The sequence below is a fragment of the Pseudomonas sp. Leaf129 genome, assembly GCF_001423465.1.
GTDB classification, from domain to species: domain Bacteria; phylum Pseudomonadota; class Gammaproteobacteria; order Pseudomonadales; family Pseudomonadaceae; genus Aquipseudomonas; species Aquipseudomonas coleopterorum.
Genome location: NZ_LMOC01000001.1, coordinates 500984 through 521421 on the forward strand (window position 1 = coordinate 500984; position 20438 = coordinate 521421).

Sequence of the window (20438 nt, forward strand, 5' to 3'; positions counted from 1 at the left end):
TCCAGAAGCGCGTCTTGATGAAATCGACAAAAATTCAAGTTTTTTGGCCAGCCACGCAACCGACCAAAGGTATACTCGGAAACTTACCGGTATCGTCCGGGACTAACTTGGAGGCTCGTTCGGTAATACCCGGACCCGCTTCCAGGACATCACCGTTCAAGAAATATCTTTTTCAAGCAACATAGAGTGGAGCTCTCGCATGCAACTGGGAATCATTGGGCTGGGCCGAATGGGCGGAAACATCGCCAGAAGGCTGATGCGCGCTGGTCATCAAACGGTGGTCTTCGATCGCAATCAGGATTCGGTGCATGGCCTGGCCGGTGAGGGCGCTACCGGTGCCGCCGATCTCGCCGATCTGGTGAGCAAGATGGACACCCCGCGCGCGGTCTGGGTCATGCTGCCCGCCGGCGCTCCTACCGAAGCCACCATCGCCCAGCTCGCTGACCTGCTGGAGCCGGACGATGTGATCATCGACGGCGGCAACACCTTCTACAAGGACGACATCCGCCGTGCACGCGACCTCAAGGCGCGCCAGTTGCACTACGTCGACGTCGGCACCTCCGGCGGCGTGTGGGGCCTGGACCGTGGTTACTGCATGATGATCGGCGGCGAGCCGGAAATCTTCGAACGCCTCGACCCGCTGTTCGACTGCCTGGCACCCGGCATGGGCGACATCCCCCGCACTCGCGACCGCAACAGCCCGGATGACCGTGCCGAGCGTGGTTACATCCATGCAGGCCCCGCTGGCTCGGGGCACTTCGTCAAGATGATCCACAACGGCATCGAGTACGGCATGATGCAGGCCTTCGCCGAAGGCTTCGACATCCTCAAGACCAAATCCAGCAGCGAGCTGCCTGAAGACCAGCGCTTCGACCTGAACCTGGCCGACATTGCCGAAGTCTGGCGTCGTGGCAGCGTGGTTTCGTCCTGGCTGCTGGACCTGACTGCCGATGCTCTGGCCAGCGACCAGCAGCTGACCCAGTACTCCGGCGTGGTATCCGACAGTGGCGAAGGTCGCTGGACCATCGACGCAGCGGTCGAGCAGGCGGTACCGGTACCGGTGCTCTCCAGTGCGTTGTTCGCCCGCTTCCGCTCGCGCCAGGACGCCACCTACGGTGACAAGATCCTCTCGGCGATGCGTTTCGGCTTCGGCGGCCATGTCGAGGTTCCCAAATGAGTAGAGCGACCTCGAAAGTAGATGCCGCTCCACCGTCAACCCTGTTTCTGTTCGGCGCCCATGGCGACCTTGTCAAACGCTTGCTGATGCCGGCCTTGTACAACCTGAGCCGGGACGGACTGCTGGACAACGGCCTGCACATCGTCGGGGTCGACCATAACGAGGTGAGCGACGCGGATTTCGCCGCGAAGCTCGAAGCATTCATCATCGAACAGGCGCGGGCCAAGGGCGTCGACGAGCCGGAAAAGGTGCTCGATCCGGCGCTCTGGGCCAAGTTGCGCAAGCGCATCAGCTACATTTCCGGTGACTTCCTCGACGAGGCCACCTACCAGGCCATTGCCGAGCGCATCGAAGTCAATGGCACCGGCAATGCCATGTTCTACCTGGCCACCTCGCCGCGCTTCTTCAGTGAAGTGGCGCAGCGACTGGGCAGCAGCGGGTTGCTCAAGGAGCAGCCCGACGCCTTTCGCCGGGTGGTGATCGAAAAACCCTTCGGTCACGACCTGGCTTCCGCCGAAGCGCTCAATGCGTGTCTGTTGAGCGTCATGAGCGAGAAGCAGATCTACCGCATCGATCATTACCTGGGCAAGGAAACCGTCCAGAACATTCTGGTCAGTCGCTTTTCCAACGGTATCTTCGAAGCGTTCTGGAACAACCACTACATCGACCACGTGCAGATCACCGCGGCCGAAACGGTCGGGGTCGAGACCCGTGGCAACTTCTACGACCAGACCGGCGCTCTGCGCGACATGGTGCCCAATCACCTGTTCCAGCTGCTGGCCATGATCGCCATGGAACCGCCAGCGGCCTTCGGCGCCGACGCGGTTCGCGGCGAGAAGGCCAAGGTCATCGGTGCCATCCGGCCCTGGTCCAAAGCCGATGCCCTGAAGAACTCGGTGCGCGGCCAGTACACGGCGGGACAGGGCGACAAACCCGGTTACCGCGAAGAACCCAAGGTCGATCCCCAGAGCACCACTGAAACTTACGTGGCGCTCAAGGTCATGGTCGACAACTGGCGCTGGGTGGGTGTGCCGTTCTATCTGCGCACCGGCAAACGCATGAGCGTGCGCGATACCGAGATCGCCATCTGCTTCAAACCAGCGCCCTACGCGCAGTTCCGTGACACCGAGGTGGACAGGCTCAAATCCAACTACTTGAAGATCCAGATCCAGCCCGACGAGGGCATGTGGTTCGACCTGCAGGCCAAGCGCCCGGGACCGGCCATGGAGCTGGAGAACGTCAAGCTGGGCTTCGCCTACAAGGACTTCTTCCAGATGCAGCCGTCTACCGGCTATGAAACCTTGATCTACGACTGCCTGATCGGCGACCAGACCCTATTCCAGCGGGCCGACAACATCGAGAACGGCTGGCGCGCGGTGCAGCCGTTCCTCGATGCTTGGCGCGAGGGTGGCAGCATCGCTACCTACGCAGCGGGCGAGGACGGTCCGGAGGCGGCCGACGATCTGCTGGCCCGCGACGGCCACCACTGGCATCGTCTGGGATGAGTGCCTCGTCGAATCACCTTATCCAGCTGGTCCTCAGCGACATGGACGGCACCCTGCTGATGCCCGATCACAGCTTGAGCCCCGCGGTGATCGAGGCCGTGGCGCAGCTGCGCGCGGCCGGGGTAAAGTTCACCCTGGCCAGCAGCCGTCCACCGCGGGCCATGCGTCAGCAGATCGAGGCCTTGGGCATCGACTTGCCGACCGCTGCGTTCAACGGCGGCGTGCTGATCAATGCCGATGGCAGCGAGCTGCAGTCCCACTGGGTCGACCGCGAAGCCGTGGACATCTGCCTGGCGCTGTTCGCCGAACACGCTCTGGACGTTTGGGTGTTCGCCGACGACCAGTGGCTGGCGCGAGATCGCCAGGCCGAGTATTTCCCCAAGGAGCTGCACGCGCTGGGGTACGAGCCGCTGATCGTCGAAGACTTCACGCCGTATCTGGACCGCGTGCACAAGATGGTTGCCACCTCTGGCAACTTTCAGCTGTTGATCGACCTTGAACAGCAGTTGCAGGCGCCGTTGCACGGCAAGGCCATCGCGGCGCGCTCGCAGCGATACTACCTGGACATTACGGCGGTGCTGGCCAACAAGGGCGAAGCCTTGGCCACATTGGCCGAGCGTCTGGGCATCGAACTGGCCAACACGGCCGTGCTGGGCGACGGCGGCAACGACGTCGCCATGTTCAAGCGCGCCGGGTTTTCCGTGGCCATGGGCCAGGGCGAGCAGGTCGTACGCGAACAGGCCGATGCGGTCACCGCCAGCAATGCCGAGGATGGCGTGGCGCAGGCCATTCACCAACTGATCCTGCCCCGCGCGCAACGTTGATGTAGATTCCAGGCGCGGCACCGCTCCCGGTCCGCGCCAGTGGTCATGAGGGTTCCATGCCGGCGCTGATCGAAGACTACGCCCTGTTGGGCAATTGCCGTACCGCTGCCTTGGTCGACCGTTCCGGTTCGCTGGACTGGTTGTGCTTTCCCCGATTCGATTCCCCCGCCTGTTTCTCCGCCTTGCTGGGCAGTAGCGACAACGGCCGCTGGCGTATCTGTCCCAGTCAGCCGTTGACCGGCACCGAGCGACGCTACCGCGACAGCACGATGATTCTGGAGACGGTGTTCCATACCGAGCGGGGCAGCGCCATGCTCGTCGACTGGATGCCGGTCGGCGAGCAGGACTGCGTGGTGCGCACGGTGGTCGGCCTGAGCGGACAGGTAGAGTTCGATATGGAACTGGTCATGCGCTTCGACTATGGCAGCAGTGTGCCGTGGGTCGAGCAGGCGCAGCCGCGAACGCTCACGGCAGTGGCCGGCCCCGACATGCTGGTGTTGCGCAGCGCCTCCGAGCTGCACGCCGTCGACCACCGCACCGGTAGCCGCTTCACGGTCGAGGCCGGCGAGCAGCTGTGCTACCGCTTGAGTTTTCAGCCCTCGCATTTGCCCGTGCAACCGGCAGTGGAGGCTGAACTGTCCCTGGTCGAAACGGAACGCTATTGGCGCGAGTTCGCCCAGCGTTGCCCGGACGTCGGCGGCTGGACGCCCTTGGTGAAGCGCTCGCTGCTGACCCTCAAGGCCATGACCTATGCCCCCACCGGCGGCATCGTTGCGGCTGTGACCACGTCGCTGCCCGAACAACTGGGCGGTGAGCGCAACTGGGACTACCGCTACTGCTGGCTGCGCGATGCGACCATGACCCTGCTGGCGTTCATGAACCTGGGCTACTACGAAGAGGCGGCCGCGTGGCGCAAGTGGTTGATGCGCTCGGTCGCCGGCAACCCCGAGCAGATGCAGATCATGTACGGCCTGGCCGGTGAGCGCCGATTGCCCGAGCAGACCTTGCCGTGGTTGACCGGCTACGAGGGTTCGGCACCGGTTCGCATCGGCAACGGCGCGGCGACCCAGCGCCAGCTGGATGTGTACGGCGAAGTCGCCGACGCCATGAGCCAGGCCATCCGCGCCGGGTTGCCACGTCATCCCCGCGGTGCCGCGATCTTTCGGGTCATCTTGCCGTACCTGGAAAGCATCTGGGAGCAGCCCGACGAAGGCATCTGGGAGATCCGCGGCGAACCCCAGCATTTCACCCATTCCAAGGTCATGGCCTGGGTGGCGTTCGACCGCGCAGCGACCCTTGCCGAGCCGACCGAAGAGGGCCGCGCGCAAGCCCAGCACTATCGCGCCGTCGCCGACCGGATCCATGCTCAGGTGTGCAGTCGGGGCATCGATCCCGAACACGGCCATTTCGTCCAGGCCTATGGCTCGACCCATACCGACGCCAGCCTGCTGCAGATCGCCTTGACCGGGTTCCTGCCGCCAGACGACCCACGTGTGGTGGCCACCGTGGCCCGCATCGAGAGCACGCTGATGCGCGACGGTCTGCTGCTGCGTTACGACACGGCCCATGGCGTCGATGGCCTGGACCCGGGCGAGGGGACTTTTCTGGTGTGCTCTTTCTGGCTCGCCGATGTCTATGTGCTGCAAGGCCGTATGACTGACGCCCAGCGTCTGTTCGAGCGTCTGGCCGGTCTGTGCAACGACGTCGGCCTGTTGGCCGAGCAGTACGACCCCAAGGCGGGGCGCATGTTGGGCAATTTTCCCCAGGCGTTCAGCCAGCTGGGCATCATCAACACCGCGCTTAACCTGTACCGCGCGCAGAACCCGGCTCAGGCTCGCGCAGCCGCGACAGCCGGCGTGTGCGCGGAATGATCGAGCGATGGTGGCAAACGAGGATTGGATTCGATGAGTGAACGCTGGACCACAGCGGTACTCGATACCGCACTACCCGGCGGCCTGGCGGTCGCCCGCAGCAGCCAGGGGTTTCTCTGCGCTGCCCAAGGCGTGCTGTTCGAGCGCCAATGGCTGAAGCAGCAACCCCTGGAAATCCTGGCCGAACACGGGATCGGCCATTTCGATGGCCAGCCGGTCTACCTGCTCGAACTGCGCAGCCCGGACACGCCGGATGACTGCCATTGGCAAGGCTTGCGTCAGTTCATGCTCGAAGGTGATTTTCAGGTTTATCGCATGCTCGGCTACGCCGCGCAGATCGGCACCTGGGCGCGTGAGCATCGGTTCTGTGGCAGTTGCGGCGGGCCCATGCAGCAGGTCCAGGGCGAGCGGGCGATGCATTGTGCACGCTGCGAGCTGCGCAGCTACCCGCGGATCTCGCCGAGCATGATCGTGCTGGTCACCCGTGGCGACGAGATACTGCTGGCGCGTTCGCCGCGATTCGTTCCAGGTGTCTACAGCACCTTGGCAGGTTTTGCCGAGCCGGGCGAGTCGGCCGAGGACTGCCTGCGCCGCGAGGTGATGGAGGAAGTGCAGGTCACGGTTCGCAACATTCACTACATCGGCAGCCAGTGCTGGCCGTTTCCCCATTCGATGATGCTGGGCTTTCACGCCGAATATGCAGCCGGCGACATCGTTCCACAGCTGGACGAGATCGAGGACGCGCAGTGGTTTCACATCGACGCATTGCCGGCCCTGCCGGCTGGGCGATCGATTGCCCGGCACCTCATCGACCTCTATGTGGCGCGCCGCTCAGGCCAGCCCGAACCAGTGCTGCCAAGCTAGGCGTACGGTCAGCGCCAGAACGATGGTGATGAACACCGGGCGAATGAATTTGGCCCCGCCGCCAATCGCGGTGCGCGCGCCGAAGAAGGCGCCGACCATGACCGCCAGGCCCATGCTCAAACCGATCAGCCAGTCGACCTGGCCACTGGCGATGAACACCGTGAGTGCCGCGATGTTGCTGACGAAGTTCATGCTGCGCGCCACGCCGCTGGCGCGAACCAGATCCAGTGGATACAGCAGCAGCGTGCTGACGGTCCAGAAGGCTCCGGTGCCGGGGCCTGCCACACCATCATAGAAGCCCAGGGTCAGTCCTTGGGGCAGTTGCCATTTGCGCTTGATCGGCGCGTCGCTGTCTAGTGGGGCTTTGGGTGTACCTCCGAACAGCAGGTACAGGCCGCAGGCGAAGACGATCACCGGCAGCATCTTGTTCAGCCATTCGGCGGGCATGTAATGCGCGGCCCCCGCGCCCAGGAAGGCACCCAGCAAGGTGCCCAGCAGGGCGTTCTTCCACTGACCGGGATGAAACAGCTTGCGGCGATAGAACGTATAGCCGGCCGTGGCCGAGCCGAAGGTCGAGCTCAATTTGTTGGTGCCAAGTACCAGATGAGGCGGCAGGCCGACGGTGAGCAGGGCAGGAGTGGTGAGCAGGCCACCGCCGCCGGCGATGGCGTCGATGAAACCGGCGATGAACGCCACCAACACGAGAATGAGCAGAACGCTCGGCGTAACGCTGAGGCTGGAAAGAAGGTCGAAGGGCATGTCATCGGCTTCACGGCAGGGTGCATGCGAAAGGCGCATGCGAAAGCCGCCATTTTAGCCATCGCATGCGCCACCGCAAACCGTATTCTGTGTAACGCCTCCTACGGCGCGGTGTTCATCCGGACACACCGTATCCATCGCCGACGCGGCTCGCGCCGCTGCTACAGACACCGCGCACCCCTGTGGCAGCGGCGCAAGCCGCGTCCGGCCACACCGCGTTCATCCAGACACACCGCGAACCCTGTAGCAGCGGCGCAAGCCGCGTCCAGCCGCACCGCATCCCCCTACACCATCCGCGCAATCAGCCGATCTGCTCCTTGGCCAGCTTCACTACGTTGTCCACGGTAAACCCGAACTTGGCCTGCAACTTGTCGATCGGTGCGGAGGCGCCGAAGCTGTTCATGACCACTTTCGCGCCCGTCGCGCCGACATACCGATCCCAGCCCAGTGGCCCAGCCTGTTCGATGGCCACGCGGGCGGTGACTGCCGCTGGCAGCACCTGCTCGCGATAACCCGCGTCCTGCTCCTCGAACAACTCCCAGCACGGCAGGCTCACGACCCGCGCCGCAATGCCCTGAGCCTGCAACTGTTCATAGGCCTGAACCGCCAAGCCCACTTCGCTGCCGGTGGCAATCAGGATCACCTGTGGGTTGTCGCTGTCGGCGAGGACATAACCGCCCCGAGCAACGCCTTCGGCACTGGCGAAACGCTCACGATCCAACGTCGCCATGGGCTGGCGTGACAGCACGATGCACGAAGGCCGATCGGTCTGTGCCAAGGCAATCTTCCAGGCCTGGGTCGTCTCGTTGGCATCACCCGGACGCAACGTCAACAGTCCCGGCGTGGCCCGCAGTTGGGTCAGATGCTCGATAGGCTGGTGGGTCGGGCCGTCCTCGCCCACGCCGATCGAGTCGTGGGTAAACACGAACACCACCGGCAATTCCATGATCGCCGCCAGGCGAATCGGCGGTTTCATGTAATCGCTGAATACCAGGAAGGTCGAGGTGTAGGGTCGGATGTAGCACAGCGCCAAGCCGTTGGCGATGGCGCCCATGGCGTGCTCACGGATGCCGAAGTGCAGATTGCGACCACCGGGCTCCGTGGCCGAGAAACTGCCGGCTCCGTCAAAGGTCAAGTTGGTCTTGGTCGAGGGCGACAGGTCGGCCGATCCCCCCAGCAACCAGGGGATCTTCTTGGCAAACGCATTCAGCACCTTCCCCCCGGCAGCGCGCGTCGCGAGGCCTTTGGCGTCGGTATCGAAGGCTTCCAGTTCCGCTTCCCAGCCTTCTGGCATTTCGCCGGCCCGCATGCGTCGCAGTTGCTCGGCCAGCTCCGGTTCCCGCTCGCTCAGGGTCTGCAGCTGCTGCTCCCATTGCTCATAGCGTTCGCCATGATTGTTCAGCAGCGTGTCGCGCAGATGGTGAGCGGCCTGCTCCGGCACCGAGAAACTGCTGTTCTCATCCCAACCGTAGGCTTTCTTGGCGAGCTTGATCTCATCGTCGCCCAAGGCTTCACCGTGGGCGGCCGCCGTGTTCTGTTTGTTCGGTGCGCCGTAGCCAATGACGCTGTCGACCATGATCAAGGTCGGCGCATCGTGCGTCTGACTGAACTGCTTGAATGCCTTGGCCAGCGCCTCTGTATCGTTGGCATCAGTCACGTGCAGCGTGTTCCAGCCGTAGCCCTTGAAACGGGTCATCACATCTTCGCTGAAGGCCAGCTCGGTGTGGCCTTCGATGCTGATCGTGTTGTTGTCGTAGATCCAGCACAGATTCGACAGCTTCAGGTGGCCGGCCATCGACGCGGCCTCGCTGCTGACGCCTTCCATCATGTCGCCGTCGCCGCAGATCACGTAGACGTTGTAGTCGAACAGCTTCAGATCGTCCCGGTTGAAGCGCGAGCCGAGCCAGCGCTGAGCCATCGCCATGCCCACGCTGTTGGCGCACCCTTGCCCGAGCGGACCCGTTGTGGTCTCCACGCCGGTGGTGTAACGGTATTCCGGGTGACCTGGGGTTTTCGAGTCCATCTGGCGGAATTGCTTGATATCGTCGAGGCTGATGGCCGGTTGGCCGGTCTTGGTGCCGTCTGCGTCGATTTCCTCGACACCGGCCAGATGCAGCAGGCCATAGAGCAGCATGGAGGCGTGGCCGGCGGAGAGCACGAAGCGGTCGCGGTTGGGCCAGTCGGGATGCTCGGGGTGGTAGCGCAGGAAGCGGCTCCACAGGGTGTAGCCGACCGGGGCCAAGGCCATCGGGGTGCCGGGGTGACCGGAATTGGCTTTCTGTACCGCGTCCATCGCCAGGGTGCGCAGGGTGTTGATGCACAGTTGATCGTTGGCGGCGGAGGAGGCTGAAGTTGGAGCTTGATTAGGCATGTCGATTCGATCCCACATTGAGTTCGCGAGGAAATCGCGGTGAAGATGTCGTCAGGGTTGACCCTCCGGCGGCCGGGTAAGTTGCGTTGCAAGCACCCGGTGCCGTCTCTGCGTCCTCGAGCCAGCCGTTCCACGCAAATTGTTACCGGGCATGCAACGCAGCTTTATCGAAATCCGGTTTGCCCCACGCCTGCGTCCCGGCCTAAGCTTGACCGTTCGATGCCGTATGCCCTTACCAGTGGAATCCATGATGCCCAGCCAGTTTCCTTCCGCCAGGCCCCGCCGCCTGCGCCGCAACGCTTCTTTCCGCGATCTGTTCCAGGAAGCCGAATTCAACCTAGGCGACCTGGTGCTGCCGATTTTCGTCGAAGAAGAAATCGATGACTTCGTCCCTATCAGCAGCATGCCGGGAGTCATGCGCATTCCCGAATCGAAGCTCGCCGGCGAGATCGAGCGCTACGCGCGTGCCGGTATCAAGTCGGTGATGACCTTTGGCGTGTCTCACCATCTGGACGCCAACGGCAGTGACACCTGGAACGAAAACGGCCTGGTGTCGCGTATCGCGCGCATCTGCAAGGACACCGTCCCGGAAATGGTGGTGATGGCCGACACCTGTTTCTGCGAGTACACCTCCCACGGGCACTGCGGTGTCCTGCACGGTGATCATGTCGACAACGATGCCACCTTGATCAATCTCGGCAAGCAGGCCGTGGTCGCCGCACGGGCAGGTGCCGACTTCATCTCGCCGTCGGCGGCCATGGACGGTCAGGTGCAGGCGATTCGCAGTGCGCTGGACGAAGCCGGCTTCTTCGATACGTCGATCATGGCTTACTCGACCAAGTTCGCGTCGTCGTTCTACGGGCCGTTCCGCGAAGCCGGTGGTACGGCGCTAAAGGGTGACCGCAAGACTTACCAGATGAACCCGATGAACCGCCGCGAAGCGGTGCGTGAGTCGTTGCTCGATGAGCAGGAAGGCGCCGATGCGCTGATGGTCAAACCGGCCGGGGCCTACCTGGACATCATTCGCGACATCCGCGAAGCCTCGCGCCTGCCTCTCGCGGCGTATCAGGTCAGCGGCGAATACGCCATGATCAAGTTCGCCGGCCAGGCCGGGGCAGTGGACGAGCAGCGTATCGTGCGCGAGAGCCTGGGCGCCATCAAGCGCGCGGGCGCGGATCTGATCTTCACCTACTTTGCCATGGACATTGCCCGCGAAGGCATCTAAGGCTCGGTTCACTGCCCTTGGCGCATCGGCATGCGATCGATGGTAGTGAACAGCGACTCGGGATCGACCGGCCCTGGCCGGTCGACCTTGATCCCACCGTCCTTGCCCACCAGTATCACCCGCGCCCCGGCATCGCCCCGATGCCCGACTGCCTGCAACAGTGCTGCACTGGCTGAACCGTTCAGCGGCTGGCCATTGCGGCTGGCGGCACCCGCGACGATCTCGTAGAGCACCATCTCCCGTTCGACGAACCCTTCACGGGCGGCTGGCTTGCCGAGTGCTTCGCGCAGGTCCACCAGCGTTGCGTCTTGAGCATTGGGGACGATCACGATCAAAGGACGGCTCTGCCATCGCTCCGCCACCAAGGGGTTACTATCACTGGCCTCGGCCGCGGCCAGTCCAAGGCTCAATGCAAGCGCTGTGATCGTTGTTTTCATGTTCAATCTCCCGATGGGCCGAAGTCACGACTCGATAGTGTCATTCCCGGTAGAACTTGGTGATGGGCATGGGGTTCAAAGCCTCACCGCTCCTTCGCAATGGATCTACGCAATGACACTCCGAATTCAGCAACAAGACATCGAACGAGCGAATCTGCGCACCGTCAGCGAAATTTGGCTGGCCGGGCCGAAGTGCACCTATGACGTGGAGAGCGAGGTAGATAGCAAATGCTTCTGGCGCGGACAACCTACCGTCAGCCACGACATGCTCAGTGAAGGGACTCACGAACAGAATCTGCAGCGTCTGTGGCTAGTGGTCGCCAACGTTGACGATGACGCCGAGGTGGGTGCAGCCGAAGCCTTGCTCCGTGCGTCCCTGGAAAAACAGAACATGGAAGGGGAGTTCTACCCGGCAGAGCAGAAAAACACCACGGCTCAGTGATCTCTGCGATGCAATAGTCAATCTATTTTACGTGTCAAAATAATGCAAAACGCCCGGTCAGCCAGCGTCGATTCGGGCATTATGCCTGAAGCTGCTTCTAGCTTTGGCTTTTAAGTGGCTGAATTATAAAGGCATCTGTCAGTAATAGACTGGCATGCTGTGTGCACTGTTATCCCTGGCAAACCGTACGTGAGCGATCACACAGGTTCAACCTGCTAGGAGCACGACAACAATGATGAGCCCTGCCGAACACCTTCCTCCTGCCGCGCTATCCGCCTCCGCGGACAGCTCCAATCACTCGGGAGTCTCCTGGGCCGCGATCTTCGCCGGCGCTGCTGCTGCCTCCGCGCTTTCCATGATTCTCGTCGTACTGGGCTTCGGCCTGGGTTTCTCGGCCGTATCGCCGTGGGCTGATAAAGGCGTGAGCGCCACAACCCTCGGTGTCTCGACCGTCCTGTGGCTGACTTTTACGCAGATCGTCGCATCGGGCATGGGCGGCTATCTGGCCGGCCGGCTGCGGGTCAAGTGGGCCAATATGCATGGCGATGAAGTGTACTTCCGCGACACCGCCCATGGCTTCCTGGCCTGGGCCGTTGCTTCGCTGGTCACCGCCATGCTGGTGTTGGGTTCGGTGGGCAGTGCGATCGGCAGCGGTGTGCAGGCCACTGCCAGCGTCGCCGGTGGGGCATCCGTCGCAGCCGCGAGCTCCAACAGCGATAGCGCGAGTGACCCCTATGGTTACTTCGTCGACATGCTGTTTCGCGACAACCGTCCCGTCGCGGTCAGCGATGATGCGGCACACGCCGTGGTGACCCGCATCTTCGCCCGTACCGTGAGCAACGATGGACAACTCGCCGTCGAAGACCGTGCTTACCTGGCACAGCTGGTCAGCCAGCGCACCAACCTGACTCAAGCCCAGGCCGAACAGCGTGTGGATCAGGTCTACGGTCAAGCGTTGAAATCGGTGCAAGACGCTGAACTGGCTGCCCGCCAGGCCGCCGACACCGCCAAGAAAGTCGCTGCCGCCACTGCACTGTGGACCTTCGTTGCCTTGCTCTGCGGCGCGTTCTTCGCCAGCTTCGCAGCAACCTTCGGTGGCCGCAGCCGCGATGCCGTGGTCTGGCATGAACGCGACCGTACCCGCACTCACACACCCACTTCGATTCGCTGATCAAGGAGTACTACCATGCGCTCGATTCTCTTGTTCTTTCTCGGTGTGCCTATCCCGATCATCATCCTGATCGCGCTGTTCATGCATTGAGTCCCGCCGTATCGGCCGCTTGACCGGGTCGATATTCCGCACAACGCCCCTGGCGTAATTTCATTGCCCGGGGGCTTTGTGTTTGTGCCAGGCGAAATGCGGTGAGTGGCGAATTTTTATCTTCATGTTTCATCAGCAGACATCGGCGCCCCTTGTGACCGGTACTTCGCCATACTCAGTTCCACCCCTCTGTAGGAAGTCTCCCCACATTCCGCGTGAAAGATCTCAAGGAGCAGCGCCATGCCGACCCGCCGTCAGTTCGTTCAATACACCGCCGCGCTTGGCGCCCTGGCCAGTTGTGGCCCGCTGATGTCGCGCCTGGCGTTCGCGGCGCAGCCGCTGCTGCAACGCAAGATACCGGCGACCGGTGAGTTGCTTCCCGTGATCGGACTGGGTACGTCCCAGACATTCAACGTGGACCCGGAGTCGGCGGACATGGCCCCTCTGCGCGAGGTGCTGGCGGCGTTCGTAGCGGGTGGCGCCAAGGTCATCGATACGGCGCCCAGCTACGGCCGGGCGGAACGGGTCAGCGGCGAGCTGGTGGCTCAAGCCGCCGCACGCGACGAGGTGTTTCTGGCGACCAAGGTCTCGTCCACTGGTCGTGAGGCCGGCATGCGTCAGATCGAGGCCAGCTTCAAGGCGCTGCGCACCGACAGGATTGATCTGATTCAGGTCCACAACCTGCAGGACACCCGCACGCAGTTGGCGCTGCTGCGCGAACTCAAGGCCTTGGGCCGCATCCGCTACATTGGCGTGACGCACTACGTGGAGTCGGCCCACGATGAGCTGTTGGCCGTGCTCAAACAGGAGCCCGTCGACTTCGTGCAGATCAACTACTCGATCGGCGCGCGCAATGCCGAGCGCAAGCTGCTGCCGTATTGCGCCGACAAGGGTATCGCCACCCTGATCAATCGGACGTTCGAAGCCGGCCGCCTGTTCGCCAAGGTCAAGGGTCGTGCGGTACCTGAATGGGCCAGCGCCGAGCTGGATGCCAGTTCCTGGGCGCAGTTGATGCTTAAGTTCGTCCTGGCCAATCCTGCGGTGACCGCCGTCATTCCCGCCACGTCGCAACCCCGTTATGTGCTCGACAACCTGCTCGCCGGCCAGGGTCGTTTGCCCAATGCCGAGCAACTCAAGCGCATTGCCGCCGAGTTTGCCTGAGGTGCGTCTTCCATGACCCCCGTCGCTGCGCGCTTCACGCAGGTGATCAATGCCCGTCCTGGGGAGGGGCAGGCCGCGTTGGCCGGGTTCGCGTTGTTCTTCTGCCTGTTCTGCGGCTATTTCATGCTGCGACCGATCCGCGAGTCGATGGGCATTCAGGGCGGTGTGGAGAACCTGCAATGGCTGTTCACGGCCACCTTCATCGCCATGCTGGTGGCGGTGCCGCTGTTTGGCTGGCTCAACTCCAGGGTGGCCAGGCTTCACTATATCGATTGGGTGTACGGCTTCTTCTGCGGCAATCTGTTGCTCTTCGCCGTTGCATTCGGCGCAGCCGAACAGGGCATCTGGCTAGCCCGGGTGTTCTATGTGTGGATCTCGGTCTACAACCTGTTCGTCATCTCGGTGGCCTGGAGCCTGATGGCCGACGTCTTCGATGGCGCACAGGCCAAGCGCCTGTTCGCGTTCATTGCCGCTGGCGCGAGCGTCGGCGGTCTCGTCGGCCCGGCCCTGAGCGCCTTGCTGGTGGGTGTCATGGGCCCCAGCGGGCTATCGGTACTGGCCGCGCTGTTGCTTGCCATTGCCATCGCCCTCAAGCACCTTTTGATGAGCTGGCGCGCCGTGCACGGGGCAGGGCGGCCCGGCGCCGCTCAGGCCGAGAACCCGCGCCGGCCAGTGGCTGGCAATCCGTTCAGCGGGCTGACGCGTGTGCTGCAATCGCGCTACTTGCTGGGCGTCTGCGCCTTCGTGGTGTTATTGGCCACGGTCAGCACCTTCCTCTATTTCGAGCAGGCACGCCTGGTGGCCGAGTTGTTCCCCAGTCGCGAGGAACAGGTCCGGGTATTCGGCATCATCGATTTCGTCGTTCAGGCCGGCGCACTCACCGCGCAGCTGTTCATCACCGGCCGGCTGGCGCAGCGACTGGGGGTTAGGACCTTGCTGGCCTTGGTGCCGGCACTGGTGTGCCTGGGTTTCATCGGCCTGGCGCTGGCGCCGAGCTTCGCCATGCTGGCGGGGCTGATGATCGCCCGGCGCATCGGTGAATACGCGTTCGTGCGACCTGGGCGCGAGATGCTGTTTGCGCCGCTGGACGCAGAAACCAAGTACAAGGCGAAGAACTTCATCGACACCGTGGTTTACCGCGGTGGCGATGCCTTCAGCGGCTGGGTCAAGAGCCTGCTCGACCTGCTCGGTCAGGGCGTGGTGCTGATCGCGCTAGTGGGCGCCGCCTGCGCCGCGCTGTGGGGTGTGGTGGGCTGGTACCTGGGCGGTAAAGCCGACGCCGCCAGCGCCCAGCCTGTCGGGCCACACAAATAAACCGCCTCGATCGCGTCCGGTTGGCTACAGTAAAGCTGAGTTCGGCCGACACCCTCTGATTACACCCATACGTTCGGACATGATGTCTACGACCAGACGCTTTTCCTGCACCGGCCTGTTCGCTCTGATCAAACGGCTGTGCAGCGTACCTCAAGGCAACTCGCGTCTGCTCGCGGCCCAGTACAAGGCCCTGGCCAGGCAGATTCCTCTGATGTACTTCATCCTGCTGATCAACAGCTGGGCACTGGCCTTTACCCACATGGCCAGTTCGCCGGTGTGGATGACCGTGCACATCCCTCTGGTGTTGACCATCATCAGCCTGGTGCGGGCGGTGGCTTGGCGTCGAGGCTGGCAGCAGCAACCCGATGACGTCGAGGTCGCTCAGGCGCTGGCGCGCACCAACCGTATCTGCTGCGTGGTCGCCATCGGTTTCACGGTCTGGGCCCTGGCGCTGTTTCCCTATGGTGACAGTTACGCCAAGGCGCACGTGGCCTTCTACATGGCCATTACGGTAATCGGCTGCATTTTCTGCCTGATGCACCTGCGCTCCGCGGCCCTGATGACGGCGGTGGTGGTCAACGTCGCCTTCGTCGCATTCTTCGCCTCCACCGACAACCCGACCTTCATCGCCACCAGCGTCAACGTGCTGCTGGTCACCGGCATCATGCTGGTGGTGCTGCAGAACAACTATCGCAATTTCACCGGACTGGTGAACGCTCAAGCGCGCAGCGAAGCCCTCAGTGACGAAAACTTCCTGCTGGCCAACAAGGACAGCCTGACCGGATTGCCCAATCGGCGCTGGTTCTTCAACTGCCTGGACACCTGCCTGGCCAAGGCGGGCGAGGAGGGGCAACGCCTGGGTGTGGGCATCCTCGACCTCGATGGCTTCAAGCCGGTCAACGACCTGTACGGTCACAGCGTCGGCGACCGCCTGCTGGCCGAGGTCGGTACACGCCTGGCTGCGCTGCTGCCCGATAACGTCCAGGTTGCGCGCCTGGGAGGGGACGAATTCGCGCTCATCCTGCCTGACTGTGGCGACAACCTGGAGATTTCCCTGTTCGCCGAACGTATCTGTGTGGAGCTGAGCAAACCGTACCTTCTGGTCGATGTGCCGATCCAGGTGGGCGCATCCATGGGCCTGGCGACCTTTCCCGATCTGGCTGGCAATGCCCATGAATTGTTCGAGTACGCCGATTACGCGCTGTACCAGAGCAAGCACCATTTTGTCGGCCATATGTCGCTGTTCTCGGCTGCGCACCGCAAGCAGTTGCAAAGCGCGATCATCACCGAACAGGCCTTGCGACGGGCGGATCTTGAGGGTGAATTCCATGTCGCCTTCCAGCCCATCGTCGATCTGCAGACCGGTGCCACCGTCGCCTTCGAGGCCTTGGCGCGCTGGCAGAGCGTGGAGCTGGGGCCGGTTCCGCCCGGCCAGTTCATCCCGGTCGCCGAACGCAGCGGCATGATCAATCGCCTGACCCTGCCGTTGCTGGCCAAGGCCTTGCGGGGCGCCGCCGCCTGGCCGGCGCCGATTCGTCTTTCCTTCAACCTGTCGGCCCATGACTGCGGTTCGCCCGAAGCGGTCCAAGCCATCGTCAAGCTGCTCACCAGCGGGCTTCTCGATCCGAGTCGGGTCGACCTGGAGATCACCGAGACGGCGACCCTCAAGGATCTGGACCTTGTCCAGGAGGCGATCGCCACCCTGCGCTCGTTGGGTTGCGGCATTTCTCTGGACGATTTCGGCACCGGGTATTCAAGCCTCAGTCACTTGCATGCGCTGGCATTGACCAAACTCAAGGTCGATCGCAGTTTCGTCGCCCGCCTGCACGAGAAACCGGCCAGTTACAAAATCGTCAAATCCCTGCTCGCGTTGACCCAGGACATGGACCTGGATTGCATCTTCGAGGGCGTGGAGACCCGGGAAGAGGTGCAAGCCCTCGTGGCGCTGGGCTGTCGCTTCGTCCAGGGCTACTACTTCGCCCGCCCCATGTCCGCGCAGGATACCGAGGACTGGCTGGCTCTGAGCCCCGCAGCGCTCGATTAGGCCGCTTTGGCGCACCGTTGCTCGAGTAACCCTTTGCTTTCCTTGCACAATCTTGGACAATCACGCCCCTTTTCAAGGCCGGAGCGCTGCCAGCTGCACGTTTTTCCGCTTCCGGCCATCGATTGAACACCGGCAAGCGGAGATTCGAACGGATGAACGAGCAAGCCAACAGCCTTGACCCCCGATACGCGCAGGCGCCCGCCGCGCTGACGCCCTGGAACCGCCACGACACCACATGGATGCTGGGCCTGTTCGGCACCGCGATCGGCGCCGGCACGCTGTTTCTGCCGATCAACGCCGGCCTCGGCGGCTTCTGGCCACTGATGATTCTCGCAGTGCTCGCTTTTCCGATGACCTACTACGCGCATCAGGGCCTGACTCGCTTCGTGTTGTCCGGACGCGCCGGGACCGACATCACCGATGTAGTGGAAGAGCATTTCGGCATCAAGGCCGGGGCGTTGATTACGCTGCTCTATTTCTTTGCCATCTTTCCGATCTTGTTGATCTACAGCGTCGGCCTGACCAATACCGTCGGCAGCTTCATGGAGCACCAACTGGGCCTGCAGACCCCGCCGCGGGCGGTGTTGGCGCTGGTATTGATCCTGGGCCTGTTGATCGTGGTGCGTTGTGGCGAGCAATTCATCGTCAAGGCGATGAGTCTGATGGTTTATCCGTTCATCGTTGCACTGTTGCTGCTGGCCTTGTACCTGATCCCCCATTGGAACGGCGGCATCCTTGCCACCGCAGGTGAGATGCCCGCGCCGGGGGCGTTCATTCATACCCTGTGGCTGGCGATTCCAGTCATGGTGTTCTCGTTCAACCACTCGCCGATCATCTCGGCCTTCGCGGTGGACCAGAAACGCCGCTACGGGGAGTACGCCGACCAACGCAGCAGCCAGATCCTGGCCCGCGCCCATGGCTTGATGGTGGTGCTGGTGCTGTTCTTCGTGTTCAGCTGCGTGCTGACCCTGTCGCCTGCGCAGTTGGCCGAGGCCAAGGCGCAGAACCTGTCGATCCTGTCCTACCTGGCCAATCACTTCAGCAACCCGGTGATCGCCTTCGCCGCGCCATTGATCGCGATCGTGGCGATCGCCAAGTCGTTCCTGGGCCACTACATCGGCGCCAGCGAAGGCATCAAGGGCCTGGTGCTGAAGTCCGGCCGCCGTCCCAACCCCAAGGCCCTTGATCGTTTCACCGCATTGTTCATGTTGCTGGTCTGCTGGCTGGTCGCCACGCTCAACCCGAACATCGTGCGCATGATCGAGAGCTTCGGGGGACCGGTCATTGCCGCCTTGCTGTTTCTCATGCCGATGTACGCGATCCGTCGCGTGCCGGCCATGCGCAAGTACGCTGGTCACATGTCCAACGTATTCGTGACGCTGGTCGGCCTGGTGGCCATCTCGGCGCTGGTCTATTCCCTGAGCGTGTGACCAAGCCTGTTACACTGACCACCGATGCCCGACCTGCGGCGGCCGATTTGCGGTCAGTCCAGGGCGGGCGCGCACCGAGGTGGTAGCGATGGACGAAGTACAGCAACTGGCTGACATGCTCCAGCAACATGCCGCAACCCAGCAACGTCAGCAACAGGCGTTCAAGGATCAATGCCAGCACTGGCGGGACAGTATCCAGGCTCTGTTCGCTCAGATCGAAACCTGGCTGGCGCCGCTCACCGAGCGGCAACTGCTGGTGATCGAGCGCACGCCTTGGGTGGCCACCAGCAGCACCTACCCCAGCGATCACTCGCCCTTCATCAGCGAGTCCCTGGCGATCATCCTGGCGCAGCGTCGGGTCGAGCTGGTGCCTCAGGTCATGGGGCAGGGCGGGGCGATGGTCATTGCCGTGGCAGGCCTGACCTCGGATCGGCACGGCAGCATTTCCATCGTCAAGGACTCGGCCGACGGCGCCTGGTTCTGGCGCAAGGATCGCGGTACCAAAGAGGCGGAATCCAGCCAGCTGGACGCGCACTTCTTCGCCCAGCAGTTGCAGGGGCTGATTCCCAAGTCTCGCGACTGATCAGGGCTGCGCTGTCGACGACGGGTGTACAGGTCTTGAAGTGCTGAAACGCTTCTTCGAATGATCTGTACAACTATTTTATATCCTTATGTTTCAGCAGCTTATCGGAATCTTGGGGTGGGCTGAAAACTTCCGTTGCGCCTGCGTGAAAGCAGGTATATACCTTGAGAAACACGAAACGTTCTGCAGTCCCGAGACCGAATGCGTCACGGGTGGGACGCCAATCACCGGCTCCAAAGGAGATTGACCATGCTGCCCCCCGGACTCAGCGCGCTGGAACTGCGCAGGCTCGTCGAACTGGCGTTCCTGCCCCAGAAATGCGTGTGTACAGTCACTGGCGATCAGTCAGTGTGCGTGAAGTTGATGAATCCCCAGACCGATGAAGTCGAGATGGTTAGGGCGGACATTCCTCTTGACCGCGTCACCAATGCCCGCGAGCGCGCAAGGCTGGTTCTCGAACTGCGAGCGCGGCCCCGGCCAACAACGGCAGAGTCCCACGCCAGAGCCGGTTGATGCATTTCTGCGGCCAGCCTGAGTGCATCTCAGTACGGAACGTTTATTTTCACTTTTCGCGTAGGCCAGGCACTCGTTTTCATGCTTAACTTTGCCCTTTCTCATTCCCGAAAAAGGATAAGGTTCATGGCTCAAGTGACGCACAAAGGCAACGCGATCAAAGTCGACGGTGAGCTTCCACAGGTCGGCGCCCAAGGTCCGGCGTTCACTCTGGTGGGTGGCGGTCTGGCCGACGTTTCGCTGCAAAGCCTGGCCGGCAAGCGCAAGGTACTGAACATTTTCCCAAGCATCGACACGCCGACCTGCGCCACTTCCGTGCGCAAGTTCAACGCCCAGGCCAACGACGTGGCCAATACTGCAATACTGTGCATCTCGGCTGACCTGCCGTTCGCCCAGGCCCGTTTCTGCGGTGCCGAAGGCCTTGAGAACGTGCAGAACCTGTCGACCTTCCGCGCCCATGACTTCCACCGCGCCTACGGCGTCGACATCGCCGAAGGCGCCCTCAAGGGCCTCACCGCCCGCGCCGTCGTCGTCCTCGACGAGAACGACAAGGTGCTGCACAGCGAACTGGTTCCGGAAATCGGCCAGGAACCTGACTACGCGGCGGCCCTCGCTGTCTTGAAGTGACTCACTCCCTGTAGCAGCGGCGCAAGCCGC

The 20438-nt window shown here is 62.6% G+C and carries 18 protein-coding genes; 15 read left to right on the top strand and 3 right to left on the bottom strand.

What is annotated here, in order from left to right; all coding sequences use genetic code 11:
- Positions 1 to 199: 199 nt before the first annotated feature.
- Genes gnd through nudC form a run of 5 tightly spaced genes read left to right on the top strand, consistent with a single transcriptional unit; the run spans position 200 to position 6241 of the window.
- Positions 200 to 1177 carry a phosphogluconate dehydrogenase (NAD(+)-dependent, decarboxylating) gene (gene gnd, locus ASF66_RS02240; protein WP_049860158.1) on the top strand — a complete coding sequence of 326 codons (978 nt, stop codon included), beginning with the start codon at positions 200 to 202 and terminating at the stop codon, positions 1175 to 1177.
- Positions 1174 to 2682 (top strand): glucose-6-phosphate dehydrogenase, encoded by a 1509-nt coding sequence (gene zwf / locus ASF66_RS02245; RefSeq protein WP_056842539.1) that lies wholly within the window; start codon positions 1174 to 1176, stop codon positions 2680 to 2682. Before gnd ends, zwf begins: the two co-directional genes overlap by 4 nt.
- Positions 2679 to 3506 carry a Cof-type HAD-IIB family hydrolase gene (locus ASF66_RS02250; RefSeq protein WP_056842540.1) on the top strand — a complete coding sequence of 276 codons (828 nt, stop codon included), beginning with the start codon at positions 2679 to 2681 and terminating at the stop codon, positions 3504 to 3506. The genes zwf and ASF66_RS02250 overlap by 4 nt, the downstream gene beginning before the upstream one ends.
- A 56-nt stretch (positions 3507 to 3562) precedes the next feature.
- Positions 3563 to 5377: a glycoside hydrolase family 15 protein gene (locus ASF66_RS02255; protein ID WP_056842541.1), complete on the top strand. Its 1815-nt coding sequence runs from the start codon at positions 3563 to 3565 to the stop codon at positions 5375 to 5377.
- Positions 5378 to 5410: 33 nt separating this feature from the next.
- Complete coding sequence (gene nudC, locus ASF66_RS02260; protein WP_056842542.1) at positions 5411 to 6241, top strand: NAD(+) diphosphatase; 831 nt, start codon at positions 5411 to 5413, stop codon at positions 6239 to 6241.
- Here the strand turns inward: nudC and ASF66_RS02265 are convergent.
- Together ASF66_RS02265 and tkt are read right to left on the bottom strand one after the other, a co-directional pair.
- Entirely contained in the window at positions 6209 to 7000 is a 792-nt protein-coding gene (locus ASF66_RS02265; protein ID WP_056843401.1) for a TSUP family transporter, read from the bottom strand. The two genes, nudC and ASF66_RS02265, sit on opposite strands and share 33 nt — an antisense overlap.
- Positions 7001 to 7301: 301 nt before the next feature.
- Positions 7302 to 9371: a transketolase gene (gene tkt, locus ASF66_RS02270; RefSeq protein ID WP_056842543.1), complete on the bottom strand. Its 2070-nt coding sequence runs from the start codon at positions 9369 to 9371 to the stop codon at positions 7302 to 7304.
- A 250-nt stretch (positions 9372 to 9621) separates the two neighbouring features.
- Between tkt and hemB the strand changes: the two genes are divergently transcribed.
- Positions 9622 to 10596: a porphobilinogen synthase gene (hemB, locus tag ASF66_RS02275; protein WP_056842544.1), complete on the top strand. Its 975-nt coding sequence runs from the start codon at positions 9622 to 9624 to the stop codon at positions 10594 to 10596.
- An 8-nt stretch (positions 10597 to 10604) separates the two neighbouring features.
- On the opposite strand, the gene ASF66_RS02280 is transcribed toward hemB, so the two are convergent.
- Positions 10605 to 11033 (bottom strand): DUF4174 domain-containing protein, encoded by a 429-nt coding sequence (locus ASF66_RS02280; RefSeq protein ID WP_056842545.1) that lies wholly within the window; start codon positions 11031 to 11033, stop codon positions 10605 to 10607.
- Between the two features lie 112 nt (positions 11034 to 11145).
- Between ASF66_RS02280 and ASF66_RS02285 the strand changes: the two genes are divergently transcribed.
- The 9 genes from ASF66_RS02285 to tpx all read left to right on the top strand — a co-directional run bounded on the left by ASF66_RS02285 (position 11146) and on the right by tpx (position 20408).
- Entirely contained in the window at positions 11146 to 11475 is a 330-nt protein-coding gene (locus ASF66_RS02285) for a hypothetical protein (protein WP_056842546.1), read from the top strand.
- A gap of 235 nt (positions 11476 to 11710) precedes the next feature.
- Positions 11711 to 12646 carry a hypothetical protein gene (locus ASF66_RS02290; protein ID WP_156463112.1) on the top strand — a complete coding sequence of 312 codons (936 nt, stop codon included), beginning with the start codon at positions 11711 to 11713 and terminating at the stop codon, positions 12644 to 12646.
- Between the two features lie 330 nt (positions 12647 to 12976).
- Positions 12977 to 13897, top strand: coding sequence for an aldo/keto reductase (locus ASF66_RS02295; RefSeq protein WP_056842548.1), 921 nt, complete (start codon positions 12977 to 12979; stop codon positions 13895 to 13897).
- 12 nt (positions 13898 to 13909) lie between these two features.
- Positions 13910 to 15211: an NTP/NDP exchange transporter gene (locus tag ASF66_RS02300; RefSeq protein ID WP_056842549.1), complete on the top strand. Its 1302-nt coding sequence runs from the start codon at positions 13910 to 13912 to the stop codon at positions 15209 to 15211.
- Between the two features lie 82 nt (positions 15212 to 15293).
- Positions 15294 to 17255, top strand: coding sequence for a putative bifunctional diguanylate cyclase/phosphodiesterase (locus ASF66_RS02305; RefSeq protein WP_056843402.1), 1962 nt, complete (start codon positions 15294 to 15296; stop codon positions 17253 to 17255).
- Positions 17256 to 17407: 152 nt separating this feature from the next.
- Positions 17408 to 18685: a serine/threonine transporter gene (locus ASF66_RS02310; protein WP_056842550.1), complete on the top strand. Its 1278-nt coding sequence runs from the start codon at positions 17408 to 17410 to the stop codon at positions 18683 to 18685.
- Positions 18686 to 18773: 88 nt separating this feature from the next.
- A complete protein-coding gene (locus ASF66_RS02315) occupies positions 18774 to 19268 on the top strand; it encodes a hypothetical protein (RefSeq protein ID WP_049860176.1) in 495 nt (164 codons plus the stop codon).
- A gap of 249 nt (positions 19269 to 19517) precedes the next feature.
- Positions 19518 to 19781 carry a DUF1652 domain-containing protein gene (locus ASF66_RS02320; protein WP_056842551.1) on the top strand — a complete coding sequence of 88 codons (264 nt, stop codon included), beginning with the start codon at positions 19518 to 19520 and terminating at the stop codon, positions 19779 to 19781.
- A 126-nt stretch (positions 19782 to 19907) separates the two neighbouring features.
- Positions 19908 to 20408, top strand: coding sequence for a thiol peroxidase (tpx, locus tag ASF66_RS02325; RefSeq protein WP_056842552.1), 501 nt, complete (start codon positions 19908 to 19910; stop codon positions 20406 to 20408).
- The last annotated feature ends 30 nt before the right edge of the window (positions 20409 to 20438 follow it).

Bases quoted from the DNA above. Each gene is read 5' to 3' on its own strand.
- gnd (WP_049860158.1), top strand. From the start codon at position 200: ATGCAACTGGGAATCATTGGGCTGGGCCGAATGGGCGGAAACATCGCC.
- ASF66_RS02255 (WP_056842541.1), top strand. From the start codon at position 3,563: ATGCCGGCGCTGATCGAAGACTACGCCCTGTTGGGCAATTGCCGTACC.
- ASF66_RS02285 (WP_056842546.1), top strand. From the start codon at position 11,146: ATGACACTCCGAATTCAGCAACAAGACATCGAACGAGCGAATCTGCGC.
- ASF66_RS02295 (WP_056842548.1), top strand. From the start codon at position 12,977: ATGCCGACCCGCCGTCAGTTCGTTCAATACACCGCCGCGCTTGGCGCC.
- ASF66_RS02305 (WP_056843402.1), top strand. From the start codon at position 15,294: ATGTCTACGACCAGACGCTTTTCCTGCACCGGCCTGTTCGCTCTGATC.
- ASF66_RS02320 (WP_056842551.1), top strand. From the start codon at position 19,518: ATGCTGCCCCCCGGACTCAGCGCGCTGGAACTGCGCAGGCTCGTCGAA.
- zwf (WP_056842539.1), top strand. From the start codon at position 1,174: ATGAGTAGAGCGACCTCGAAAGTAGATGCCGCTCCACCGTCAACCCTG.
- ASF66_RS02265 (WP_056843401.1), bottom strand. From the start codon at position 7,000: ATGCCCTTCGACCTTCTTTCCAGCCTCAGCGTTACGCCGAGCGTTCTG.
- ASF66_RS02280 (WP_056842545.1), bottom strand. From the start codon at position 11,033: ATGAAAACAACGATCACAGCGCTTGCATTGAGCCTTGGACTGGCCGCG.
- nudC (WP_056842542.1), top strand. From the start codon at position 5,411: ATGAGTGAACGCTGGACCACAGCGGTACTCGATACCGCACTACCCGGC.
- ASF66_RS02315 (WP_049860176.1), top strand. From the start codon at position 18,774: ATGGACGAAGTACAGCAACTGGCTGACATGCTCCAGCAACATGCCGCA.
- ASF66_RS02310 (WP_056842550.1), top strand. From the start codon at position 17,408: ATGAACGAGCAAGCCAACAGCCTTGACCCCCGATACGCGCAGGCGCCC.
- tpx (WP_056842552.1), top strand. From the start codon at position 19,908: ATGGCTCAAGTGACGCACAAAGGCAACGCGATCAAAGTCGACGGTGAG.
- ASF66_RS02290 (WP_156463112.1), top strand. From the start codon at position 11,711: ATGAGCCCTGCCGAACACCTTCCTCCTGCCGCGCTATCCGCCTCCGCG.
- ASF66_RS02250 (WP_056842540.1), top strand. From the start codon at position 2,679: ATGAGTGCCTCGTCGAATCACCTTATCCAGCTGGTCCTCAGCGACATG.
- tkt (WP_056842543.1), bottom strand. From the start codon at position 9,371: ATGCCTAATCAAGCTCCAACTTCAGCCTCCTCCGCCGCCAACGATCAA.
- ASF66_RS02300 (WP_056842549.1), top strand. From the start codon at position 13,910: ATGACCCCCGTCGCTGCGCGCTTCACGCAGGTGATCAATGCCCGTCCT.
- hemB (WP_056842544.1), top strand. From the start codon at position 9,622: ATGCCCAGCCAGTTTCCTTCCGCCAGGCCCCGCCGCCTGCGCCGCAAC.